Here is an 11,746-nt window from a genome sequence, read left to right as displayed (position 1 = left end):
TGCTTTTACCGCCTCTAAAATTTGCTGCAAACTATGAAATTGACCATACCAAAATTACTTTTAATTCCTCTACTCCTGATCGGAGAGCAAGCATTGGCTCAGGAAACCGGAAGAGACCTAAGTGATGTACAAAAGCAAACGATAGACTACGCTAGTCCGGGCGTGCGGGGCATGGGTAGGAGCCGGGGCATTGTGATTGGCTACGAGCGCCTGCCCCAGTTCGACATGGAGTCGGAGTCCGACAATCCGGAGGTGGGCAACGGCCGGGCGCGTGTGCGGCGGCATAATAAGTTTTTTGTGCGGGCGCTGGCCCCGGTAATGAACAAGCCCAACAACAAACTCATTCTGGGTATAGACCACAAGCTGGAGGAGTTTAACTTCGAGGACGTCACACCGGCATCCTACAGCCTGTACCGCAACCTAGCGGACAAAAACCTGACGAGTCTGGGCCTGCAGTTGGCTTTCCTGCACTCTTTTGACGATGTGCGGTTTATGCTGGTGCGGGTAAAAGGCGAATTGAACGGCGATTACAACCGCAAAAACATCAACATATCCGATTACCTGAAAACCACTATGGACCTTGCCTATGGCTGGAAAAGAACCCCTGATTTTGCATGGGGGGTAGGCTTGCAGTTGGGTTATACCTTCGGGCGGCGGCGCATCTATCCGGGCATTATGTACAACCGCACCTTCAACGACCGCTGGGGAGTGGAGTCTATCTTCCCGGCCAACCTGCGGGTGCGCTACAATGTGTCTGAGAAAACGCTGCTCTACACCGGGTATAGGATAGAAGGCGCCAGCTACAACCTCTTTGCCGATGAGCCGCCGCTCTCGCAGTTCAACGACATCGAACTGCGCCGCACCGACATCAAAGGTCTGTTGCGGCTTGAGCAGGAGATCTACGACTTTCTGTGGTTTGCCGTGGAAGGCGGATTCCGGCAGTACTACCGCCACCGCGCCTTCGATGTGGTAGGCTCACGCGACGAGCTCATCACAAACAACTTGGCCGGAGCTGGCTATATAGGTATAGAACTTTATGCCGTGCCACCCCGCAAGCTGCTGGAGCGCAGCCGGAACAGATAGAGATCAAGTATAGCTAATTAAAAAAGGCCCGACTCGCAGGTATAGCGAGTCGGGCCTTTTTGATGTAATGCAAGGGTTAGCCTATTTCGGTTGCTTTGCCGGTTCCATACCTCCCGGAATCAAGCCGCGCAGGTACTCGTACGTGGCGTATTGTGAGCGGGTATGGGTTGGGGCTACTTGCTCTACATAGTTGTTGTCGGTGTCGCGGGCTTTGGTATCGTCGGCAAGCTGCAGGTCGATGATGGTGCGCACTTCCTTAATGAGATCCTTCTGAAGGAGTGGGAAAGCCACTTCCACGCGGCGGCTCAGGTTACGGGTCATCCAGTCGGCGGAGGCCACGTAGTACTCTTCTTTGCCCTTGTTGTGGAAGATGTACACACGGGCATGCTCCAAGTAGCGGTCCACGATGCTGCGTACCCGGATGTTCTCGCTCAGCCCCTCCACCCCCGGTACCAGACAGCAAATGCCGCGCACCAACAATTCAATCTTCACACCAGCCTGACTGGCGACGTACAGTTTTTTGATGATGCGCTCATCCTGTAGGGCATTCATCTTGAGAATCATGGAGGCTGGCTTGCCTTGCTTGGCATGCTTTATCTCGCGGTTGATCAGCTCCACGAATCGGTCGCGCATGTTAATGGGGGCCATCAGCAGCCGCTTGAACTTCTTGTCGTGCTGGCGGTCGATGAAGAAGTTGAAGACCTGCTCCACGTCCTGCGTAATCTCCTTGTGCGAGGTAAAGAGGGCGTGGTCGGCGTATATTTTGGAGGTGTCCTCGTTGTAATTGCCCGTGCTCAGGTAAGCGTAGTTTACCAGCTTGCCGTCTTCGTTGCGGGTAATCAGGCCTAGTTTGGTGTGCACCTTAAGGTCAGGCAGACCCAGTATCACGTTGGCGCCGGCCTTCTGCAGTTTGCCCGCCCAAAAGATGTTCGACTCCTCGTCGAAACGCGCTTTCAGCTCCACGACTACGGTTACTAATTTACCGTTTTTGGCAGCCTTCACCAGCGACTTGGCAATGGCCGAGTTGTCGGCTACGCGGTACAGGGTGGCGCTCATGGCGGTCACCTTAGGGTCTTTGGCGGCTTCGTCGAAGAGGCGCAGCACGTAATCGAAGGACTGGTAGGGGTAGTGCACCATGTAGTCCTGCTTTTTCATGGCGGCAATCAGGCTCTCTTCCTTCTCCAGAAGCGGATGCACGAGTGTGGGCTGCGGCGTGTACTTCAGGTCCGGCAGGTTGAAGTCGGGGAACTGGAAGAAGTCGCGGAAGTTGTGGTACTTGCTGCCCTCCACCAACTCATCTTCCGAAATGCCGGTATGCGCCATGATCGCATCGAGGGTGGGTTTGGGTGTTACAGGGTCGAAGAGGAGGCGGGCCGGATAACCCGTTTCACGGTTCTTCAGACTCTTCTGGATCTTGGCCATCAGACTGCCAGACACCTCTTCCTCAATATCCAGCTCGGCATCGCGCGATACTTTCACGGCATGCGCCTCAAAACGGGTATAGTTGGGGTAGAGCATCGGCAGGCAGAAACGGATCACATCATCCACAAACATCACATAGCGCTCATCCCCCACGGTAGGCAGCTTTACAAAGCGTCCGCCGTGCTTTTTGGTAGGTATCTCGAGCATCGAGAAACGCTCCGGCTTGAGGTCTTTCTTTTTGGGTTCAAACAGGTGCACGCCAAGGTATACCGTCTGGTCCTTCAGGAAAAAGTGTGTTTCGGTATCGTCGAGCAAGAGCGGCAGGATGTGTGGCTGTAAGTGCTCGGCGAAGTACTCTTGCACCCACTTCTGTTGCTCCTTGTTCAGGTCGTTTTCGGTGAGGAGGTTGATGTGGTGCTGGCGCAGATCGGCCAGTATACCCTCTCTGAAAACCTCTCCAAATTCTTCCTGTTGTCGTCTTACCTCCTGCATCACCTGTTCGAAGGTGTCGGCGGGGTCTTCAGAGAGTTTATCGCGGGTCTTCTTTTTGAGCTTGATCAGGCGCTTGAGCGTGGCCACACGCACCTTGAAGTACTCGTCGAGGTTGGCCGAGAAGATGGCCATAAACTTGATGCGTTCCAGCAAGGGTACGGTACGGTCTCTGGCTTCCTGCAGCACCCGGTAGTTGAATGCCAACCAGCTGAGCTCGCGGTTGATCAAGGGCGTGGCTGTTGGTTTTTTATTCTCAGTATTAGTTTCCATGGTCTGGTGTGGCGTCCGGTGCGGAACGCGGGGGGATAAAGGTGTAATGCGGTGCAGCCGGATGTTGGTATACCTTGCTGCACCGCTGTGCTGTGTTATTTGTGGTTTTTTGGTGTGTCGTAGAACAGGAGCACGGCATTGTCGCGCTTGATGTCGCGCCAGCTGGCGCAGTCGAAGCGCAGGGCCACCACGCCGGCGGTTGGCATACTGGAAATGTGCTTGGGCGAGAGCATGTTGGCAAACTCCGAGATGGGTTCGTTGTGGCCCACCATCAGCATGCTGTCCACGTCGGCGGGTGCTTCGCGGGCTATCTCAAGCAACTCATCGGCGCTGGCGCCATACATGTTGTCCTCCACTACAATATCGTCAGCATCGTATTCCAGCTCACGCGCCACGAGCGTAGCGGTGGTAATAGCCCGCACCGCAGGACTCGACAGAATGAGCTGCAGTTTGGCATTGTTAGCAGCCAGTTCCTGTCCCATCAGGGGGGCGTCAGTGCGGCCGCGTTTGTTCAGTGGTCGGTCATGGTCGCTCAGCTCTTCAAACTTCCAGCTGGACTTCGCATGACGCATGATATACAAGGTTTTCATAAGGTGTTCTCTTTCAGAAAAGCATAGCTGGCCGCTTGTTACATAGTGCGGTCGCTATGGTTGGTGTTTACTGAAAGGAGCGCAAAATTGTTTTGAAAGGGATCGCGGAACTGTGTCCGTCGGTTGTTTAGGTAGCGATCTGCTGCGTGGTGTGGGTACAGCGGTGACGACTGCAGGTATAGCGAGACTAGCGGAGGACTGTCCCAATCGGAGCCCAAAACAAAAAGGGAGCAGCCCTCATTGGACCACTCCCTTTCTGATACAGCAAAAAGCCGTTTATACGTTATTCGGATAGCGCTCGAAATGAATTTCGGCGACACGGCGCTGCAGCTCGGCACGCAACTCGTCGATATTGATACGGTTGGTGGCCGAAATGAAGAGTGCCGGGGCGTGGATTTTCGCCATGTAGGTGGCTTTCAGGTCTTCGATGGAAGGGCGCACCTTATGTTCCCCCTCCTCATCATTTCCGCTTTCTTCCTGCATTTCCTGCTCGCGCTGCTCTAGGTACTGGTCAATCTTGTTGAACACCAGCAACACCGGTTTGTCAGCTGAGTTGATGTCGAGCAGGGTGTCGTTTACAACCGCAATGTGGTCTTCGAACGAGGGATGCGATACATCTACCACGTGCACCAATAGGTCGGCTTCACGGATCTCGTCGAGCGTGGACTTAAAGGCTTCGATCAGTTTGGTCGGCAGCTTGCGGATGAACCCTACTGTGTCGGACAATAGGAACGGAATATTATCGAGCACGACTTTGCGCACTGTTGCGTCTACGGTCGCGAAGAGCTTGTTCTCTGCAAACACGTCGGACTTGGAGAGCAGGTTCATGAGTGTGGATTTGCCCACGTTGGTATACCCTACCAGTGCCACACGCACCATGCCTGCACGGGACTTGCGCTGCTCGAAGTTCTGTTTCTCGAACTTCTCCAGCCGGTCGCGCAGCAAGGAGATTTTGTCGCGCACGATACGACGGTCAGTCTCGATCTCGGTTTCACCCGGACCCTTCATACCGATACCACCTTTTTGTTTGGAAAGGTGAGTCCAGAGGTTGGTTAGGCGGGGAAGCAGGTACTGGTACTGGGCCAACTCTACCTGCGTGTGCGCCTGGGCCGTTTTCGCCCTTAGCGCGAAGATGTCGAGGATCAGTAAGCTCCTATCTACGATTTTCACCTGCAGTTCGCGCTCGATGTTGCGCACCTGCGAGGGGCTCAGGTCGTCGTCGAAGATCACCATGTCGATGTTGTGCTCTTTCACATAAGCCTGTATTTCTTCGAGTTTGCCGCTGCCCACAAAGGTGCGGGTGTCGGGCTTGTCGAGTTTCTGCACGAAGCGTTTCATACTCACGGCACCGGCCGTCTCGGTCAGAAAGGCCAGTTCGTCGAGGTATTCGTTGGTTTGTTCGTCGGTTTGTTTGTAACCGGGCACGGCCACCAGTATGGCAGTTTCCTGCGGCTTGGCGGTTTCGTAATATTTTTGTTTACCCATTTTCAGATGTTAAGCGTAGCGGTTTTATCAGCCTGATTTTCGGCTTGCGTCTTTGTACGTAATTGGCCCCGGCCCCGGTTGAAAGGCGTTAGGTATAACGCAATAGAAGCATGCGGAGCAAGTGCAAGTTAGGTGAAAAATTTCAGAAGAAGGGCGAAAAGACCTAACTTGCCGCCCGTATTCACAAGCTATAGCATACCCCCAATACCATCCATGGAGCATAAAACCTATCACATCGAAGGCCTGATCGAATTTATACCGCGCATGTTCCGCGACGAGCGGGGCTGGTTTATGGAAACGTACAGCGCCAAGATGTTCGAGCCCTTCGGTATTAATCCGGTGTTTGTGCAGGACAACCAGTCGGTGTCGAAGAAGGGCGTGCTGCGCGGCTTGCATTTCCAGAAGCCTCCTTATGCACAGGGCAAACTGGTGCGTGTCGCTTCGGGCAAGGTGCTGGATGTAGCAGTAGACCTTCGCAAAGACTCGCCTACTTACGGGCAGCACGTGAGCTGTGTGCTGGATGCCGAATTAAACAATATGTTTTACATTCCGGAAGGCTTCGCCCACGGCTTTGTGGCTTTGGAAGACAACACCAGCTTCCTCTACAAATGCACCAACTATTATCACCAGCCATCCGAAGGCGGCATCCTCTGGAACGACCCGGCACTGGGTATAGACTGGGGTATAGCCGGGCCGCTGGTATCACCTAAAGATGAGGTGCTGCCGCTGTTAAAGGATTTTAATTCTCCGTTTTGAGGGAGGTATAATAATTAGAATCTCAACAGCAGTGATACGTTGGAGATCGGTTGATACTTGAGGGAGTTCTCGTGCCAAATGCCATTTTCACTATAACCAGATAGTGTTTCTCCAGAAGACATATGTCGTGTCGCTATTACAGAATTAAATTCACGGCGCTGGAGTTGTGCTACGATGGCCGTTTCAGTATTTATGAAAAATCGATTACTAATTTTATAAGTGATGCCTAGAAAAGGGCGTAGAAAAATACCGCGTGTTTCGTCAACTACGTCTAAGGTATATTGTGTGTCACCTACATCTGAAGGTATAAAACTCAATTCTTTTTTAACTTCTCGGAGCATTAAAGGACCTGTTTCAGCTCCATAGTAGACCATCCAACTACTCTTTAATGGAATGTGCCTTTCATATCCAATAGAAAATTGGGAATAGAGGGTGTAATTTTTATTATAATTATCAGGCGATCCGAACTTAGAAGTGAATTTATAATTATTAAACGAGCCTAAAATAGTTGTTCTAATAGCTGAGTTAGGTGTTAGTTGATACTTGTAAATTATACCCACCGGTAACTCCCTGTTAGAGGAGAAAATATTATTAAGTACTGGACTGGTGATTATACCTAAAGAATGACGAGAATAAGCAGAATCCTGCGATTGAGCAGACGCTAACTGGCAAGCACAGAGGAATTAGGATAAAGAGTACAGCTTTAATCTTCATAGGAAATGGGTGATAGGGTTAGAATAAGTTTATATAGGAAAACTTTAATATACAAATATTGATCCAAAAAAACCTCGATAGGCAATTTGTTTGCCTATCGAGGTTCTTATCGAATTCAAAAAAGTAAAAGACTACAACACCTCCACCAGCGTCTCCAACCCCATACCTCTTGAGCCTTTCACGAGCACATAGCTCTCCGAAACCGGATTAGCCTCTAGCCAGCTTTGCAGCTCGGCTTTTGTAGCGAAGTAATGGAAGTTGCTGTCAACTTCAAAGGCGTGTTTCATTTCCGGCCCGCAGAGTAACACAGTCTCAAAGTTCTGTTCTGCAATAATCTCACCGATCGCTTTGTGCTCTGCCTCACTTTCGGTACCCATCTCCAGCATATCGCCCACAATTACGACCTTGCGGGGCGCGTTCATGCCGCCGAAGTTGCGGATAGCCGCCGCCATAGAAGTCGGGTTGGCATTGTAGGCGTCCAGTATCAACGTGTTGCTGCCTTTCTGCATCACCTGCGAGCGGTTGTTCACGGGGCTATAGTTGGCGATGGCTGCGTTAGCTTTCTCCAGCGGCACGCCGAAGAACTTGCCAATACAGGCGGCCGCGGCCATGTTCTCATAGTTGTAGCTGCCCACTAGTTGCGTGTTCACCACGTGGCCTTCTTCGTCTTTGTACACCACATAAGGCGAGGCCTCCAGCAATTCGCTGTGGTAATAGTCGCCTTGGGCAGGGTAGGTTACTTTGTGCTCGATGCGGCGGCTCATGCGCATCAGGTGCTCGTTGCCGGTGTTCACAAACACGGTGCCGCCGTGCTCAAGCAAATGCACGTAGAGCTCGCTCTTGCCACGGGCCACACCCTCCAGACTGCCGAAGCCCTCCAAGTGCGCTTTGCCGATGTTGGTGATCATGCCGTGCGTGGGCTCGGCAATGCTGCTGAGCAAAGCGATCTCGCCAATGTGGTTCGCGCCCATCTCAATAATGGCCATTTCGTGCTCGGGCTTGAGGCGCAGCAAGGTAAGCGGCACCCCGATGTGGTTGTTGAGGTTGCCCTGGGTATAGAGCGTGTTGAACTGCTGGCTCAGCACCGCATAGATCAGCTCTTTGGTCGTAGTCTTGCCGTTGCTGCCCGTAATGCCGATCACGGGTATGCTCAGCTGGCGGCGGTGGTGGCGGGCGAGGTCCTGCAGCGTCTGCAGCGTGTCTTCCACCACAAACACGTTGTCAGAAGCCAGCGCCGGGTCGTCCACTACGGCGTATTTGGCGCCTTTGTCCAAAGCGCCCTGCGCAAACTTGGCTCCTTTGAAATTAGGTCCGTTCAGGGCAAAAAATAAGCTCTGGTCCTGCGGGGCGCGGGAGTCGGTGCTCACATGGCGGCACTTGAGGTATTTTTGGTAAAGAAAGTCAATGCTGTTCGGCATGAAATGCTTAATTTTAGTTTGAATATCAACGGCTTTGAAAAGAGCTAAGGTATAGCTTTGTGCCGCCTTGGCAATATACACCCAAAACGGCAAAAGCAACAACCTGATTGCCAAACTACCTATGCGTTACCTGCTTTCCTTATTCTTCCTGTTTGTTGCCATAACTGCAGCATTGGCACAAGAGCCGCTGCGATTTCGGCAGCGCACCGATGTGTCGGTAGTGACGCCCACCCGCCCCCTGCTCAACCCGTGGAGCGGCGGACTCAACACGCCCCAGTTCTCGACCATCGACCTGAACAAAGATGGCCGCGAGGACCTCTTCATCTTCGACCGCATGCTGCGCAAAGTCTATACCTATCTGGCGGTGCAGGAGCAAGGCCAGTGGCGCTATGCCTATGCGCCGGAGTACGAGGCCATGTTTCCGGAGGAGTTGGAAAACTGGGTGCTCCTGCGCGACTACAACTGCGACGGGCTGAAAGATATTTTCACCAGCACCTCGCTGGGTATACGGGTATACCGGCAGGAGGCGAGCAATGACAAGTTTCCGAAATTCACGCTGGCCGAGGACGCCCTTTTTTACCGCAGTCGCAATGGGAACAGCAACATCAACATGCAGGTGAACAGCGCCGACATACCCGCCATTGTGGACATGGATGGAGACGGTGACTTAGACGTACTGCTCACAGAATTTTCGGGCGGCTATACCTTGGAGTACTACCAGAACATGCAGATAGAGGAAGGACTCGCTTGCGGTACGCTGCGCTTCTCGCTCGGCTCTGACTGGTGGGGGCAGATCACTGAGTGCGATGGCTGCAACAACTACGGCTTCGGGATACAGTGCCGTCTGGCCGCGCCGCTGCACACGGGTCACGACGGCTCTTCGCTACTGGCCATCGACCTGAATGGTAACGGCGTGAAAGACCTCGTGATGGGCGGGGTGGCCTGCGAAAACCTCGTGCAGATGGAAAACAAAGGCACCAAAACCTTGGCCCGCATGGAGAGTTTCGATCCGCTTTTCCCGACTGGCACCAAGGCTACTAGCTTCAAACTTTTCCCGGCTGCTTATTATGAGGATGTGACTTTCGATGGCATACCTGATCTGCTCGTGGCCCCGAACAGCAACGAAAACGAAGGCGATCTGGAGCTGCAGCGCTCGGTTTGGCTATACCGCAACACCGGCACGGCTGACAATCCCGCCTTTGATTTTGTACAGGATGATTTCCTGCAAGCGCAGATGATCGACTTGGGTGAGGGCGCTTTTCCCGTTTTTGCCGATATCAGCGGGGATGGTTTGCTGGATATGCTGGTCGGTAACAACCGTTCGCACCACAATGGCCGCTTTGTGGCCAGCCTCAGCTACTACCGCAATGTGGGCACCGCCACTGAGCCTGCTTTCTATCTTGTCACCGATGACTACCTGACGCTCTCCTTTCAAGGTATGCAGGCCCTTAAACCTGCCTTCGCCGACATTAACCGCGATGGTATACCTGACCTCGTGCTCACCTACCGCTTAGCACAGGGTGGCACGAACCGAATCAGTTATGTGCTCAACACCGCGGCTGCCGGCCAGCCCTACGACTTTAGAGGTGCCAACCTGCAATTAGACCTGCAAGTGCTCCATACCTTGGCCGATGGCGATACGCCTGTTTTGTTTGATGTAAGCGGCGATGGTCTGCTGGATATACTGGTCGGCAAGTCAAGCGGGGCACTGGAGTATTTCCGAAACACAGGTAACAATACCTTCGAACTGGAGAAACAGGCTTTGGGAGGAATCAACTTCAACTTCTTGCGCCGCAATTTGTCGCCTGCCGTGGCTGACCTCGATGGCAACGGCAAAGCTGATTTGCTCACTGTAGATGATAGCGGCACACTGCGTGTATACCCTGATTTTCAGGACAACCTGAACGGCGACTTTACAGCCACCACTGAGTTGCTGGAGAATGAGCTGACCAAACAAGTGCAGGCCACACGCCTAGGTCGCGGACTGAGTCTGGCCGTGGCGGAAATGGGAGGCCCGAATCAGCTATACCTTGCCGTGGGTACGCAAGGCGGCGGGTTATACCTGTTGGAGCAAACAGGCGGCAACGCTGCCAATCCAAATACAGGGCAGGATAAACTGGGGCTCAAGGTATACCCGAACCCAGCGGCCGGTTCGCAGGAACCGGTGCAGGTACGGGCCGATGAGCCGGTTATTTTGGTGATACACGACATGATCGGCCGGAAGGTATACCAAGAGACAGGCAGCTTTAACCGCCGTCATACCTTATCGCTGCGCCACCTCAAAGCCGGCGTATACCTGCTCCGCGCCACTTCCCGCGACGGGCAGCACGAAACCCGCAAATTGGTCATTCAGTAATGCAGGCTTTTTTGTTGATCGACTTGTCAGAGGCGAGCATTTTCGAGCAACCCATCCTGACACAGGTGCGACAGCGCTTCCCGGCTATATCTGTTTTTGATGTGGACACGCAGTCGGACGCCGTGCTGCAGCAATATGCTGTACGCTTGCTGCAGGAAAACCCGGATACGGTAGTGTGTGTAAAGGCAGGGGAGGGAGAACTGAACCGCCTGATGCCTGTGCTTGAAGAGTTGCTACAGCCGCAGGCACAGCGCCACATCTTGTTGTTGGGCGAACAGCCGCGTTTGCTCCGCATGCTGCAGGCCCGCACCGGTATAGCCTATACCTTGCTATCCGACGAAGAAGCGCTGCGGCAGTTCCTTTCTAAATTAGTTTAGGGTGAAGTCGTCGGCGTCGAGGTGCGCCGGGAAAGCCTCTCTGAAATCAGTAAGCCCCTGTTTGCTGAGCGTGATGGTATGTACACCTTCGACCTCATGCGTCTGCAGTAAGTGATATCCTTTGGGATGGATAATGGCTGAATCGCCGGAATAAGGGTGCCCGTTTCCGTCAGTGCCCACCCGGTTCACGCCCACTACATAGCTCAGGTTTTCAATGGCACGGGCTTGTAGTAAGGTGCTCCAAGCATTGGCGCGGGGCTTCGGCCAGTTTGCCACGTAGAGCAAGAGATCGTACTGGCTATGGGTATTGCGGCTCCAAACCGGAAAACGTAAATCGTAGCACACCAAAGGACAGATGTTCCAACCCTTCAAATCCACTAACAGCTTTTCTTTGCCAGCGGTATAGGTATGGTGCTCCTTTGCCATCCGGAACAAGTGGCGCTTGTTGTAGTGCTCGTACGTGGCGTCAGGGAGTACCCAATAGAGCCTGTTGTAATAACTCTCCCCCTCTTTCACGATCACGCTGCCGGTTAGCACAGCTTGGTGCCTTGCCGCTTCCTTCTTCATCCATTGCAGCGTAGGGCCGTCTGCCTCTTCCGCCAGTCCGGCAGCGTCCATGCTGAAACCAGTCGTGAACATTTCCGGCAGCACGATCAGGTCTGTCGCAGGTTGGGTCGCCGCCAGTTTCTCAGAGAACATCTGGCGGTTCGCCTCAGCGTCTTGCCAGTGCAGGGTGGTTTGGATGATGGTAACGCGGAGATCCATTTTCTTAATGTGCTAATT

10 protein-coding genes are annotated in these 11,746 nt (G+C 53.3%); 4 read left to right on the top strand and 6 right to left on the bottom strand.

All coding sequences use genetic code 11. The features are described from left to right. Nucleotides 1-33: 33 nt before the first annotated feature. Nucleotides 34-1,083, top strand: a complete 1,050-nt coding sequence (locus Q1A04_RS11325) for a DUF6268 family outer membrane beta-barrel protein (protein ID WP_299705560.1) — start codon at nt 34-36, stop codon at nt 1,081-1,083. Between the two features lie 81 nt (nt 1,084-1,164). Here Q1A04_RS11325 and ppk1 read toward each other — a convergent pair whose 3' ends face one another. From ppk1 to hflX, 3 genes are all read right to left on the bottom strand, one after another. Then, nucleotides 1,165-3,267: a polyphosphate kinase 1 gene (gene ppk1 / locus Q1A04_RS11320; protein WP_299705557.1), complete on the bottom strand. Its 2,103-nt coding sequence runs from the start codon at nt 3,265-3,267 to the stop codon at nt 1,165-1,167. A gap of 95 nt (nt 3,268-3,362) precedes the next feature. After that, entirely contained in the window at nt 3,363-3,857 is a 495-nt protein-coding gene (locus tag Q1A04_RS11315; protein WP_299705554.1) for a histidine phosphatase family protein, read from the bottom strand. A 276-nt stretch (nt 3,858-4,133) separates the two neighbouring features. Further along, nucleotides 4,134-5,342, bottom strand: coding sequence for a GTPase HflX (gene hflX / locus Q1A04_RS11310; RefSeq protein WP_299705552.1), 1,209 nt, complete (start codon nt 5,340-5,342; stop codon nt 4,134-4,136). 213 nt (nt 5,343-5,555) lie between these two features. Between hflX and rfbC the strand changes: the two genes are divergently transcribed. Continuing rightward, nucleotides 5,556-6,098, top strand: coding sequence for a dTDP-4-dehydrorhamnose 3,5-epimerase (gene rfbC / locus Q1A04_RS11305; protein WP_299705549.1), 543 nt, complete (start codon nt 5,556-5,558; stop codon nt 6,096-6,098). Nucleotides 6,099-6,112: 14 nt separating this feature from the next. On the opposite strand, the gene Q1A04_RS11300 is transcribed toward rfbC, so the two are convergent. Together Q1A04_RS11300 and murF are read right to left on the bottom strand one after the other, a co-directional pair. Continuing rightward, nucleotides 6,113-6,472: a hypothetical protein gene (locus Q1A04_RS11300; protein WP_299705546.1), complete on the bottom strand. Its 360-nt coding sequence runs from the start codon at nt 6,470-6,472 to the stop codon at nt 6,113-6,115. A 471-nt stretch (nt 6,473-6,943) separates the two neighbouring features. Further along, nucleotides 6,944-8,230, bottom strand: a complete 1,287-nt coding sequence (murF, locus tag Q1A04_RS11295; RefSeq protein WP_299705543.1) for a UDP-N-acetylmuramoyl-tripeptide--D-alanyl-D-alanine ligase — start codon at nt 8,228-8,230, stop codon at nt 6,944-6,946. A 67-nt stretch (nt 8,231-8,297) separates the two neighbouring features. On the opposite strand from murF, the gene Q1A04_RS11290 reads away from it, so the two are divergent. Continuing rightward, the gene (locus Q1A04_RS11290; RefSeq protein ID WP_299705540.1) at nt 8,298-10,586 is read left to right on the top strand and encodes a T9SS type A sorting domain-containing protein; all 2,289 of its coding nucleotides are present in this window, start codon (nt 8,298-8,300) and stop codon (nt 10,584-10,586) included. After that, nucleotides 10,586-10,963, top strand: a complete 378-nt coding sequence (locus Q1A04_RS11285; protein WP_299705538.1) for a hypothetical protein — start codon at nt 10,586-10,588, stop codon at nt 10,961-10,963. Before Q1A04_RS11290 ends, Q1A04_RS11285 begins: the two co-directional genes overlap by 1 nt. On the opposite strand, the gene Q1A04_RS11280 is transcribed toward Q1A04_RS11285, so the two are convergent. Then, nucleotides 10,955-11,728 carry an amidohydrolase gene (locus tag Q1A04_RS11280; RefSeq protein WP_299705535.1) on the bottom strand — a complete coding sequence of 258 codons (774 nt, stop codon included), beginning with the start codon at nt 11,726-11,728 and terminating at the stop codon, nt 10,955-10,957. The genes Q1A04_RS11285 and Q1A04_RS11280 overlap by 9 nt on opposite strands. Nucleotides 11,729-11,746: the final 18 nt, after the last annotated feature.

The organism is uncultured Pontibacter sp. (genome assembly GCF_947499215.1).
In the GTDB taxonomy this organism is placed as follows: domain Bacteria; phylum Bacteroidota; class Bacteroidia; order Cytophagales; family Hymenobacteraceae; genus Pontibacter.
The sequence above is the reverse complement of the archived record's forward strand: the minus strand, read 5'-3'. Positions and strand labels throughout refer to the sequence as shown.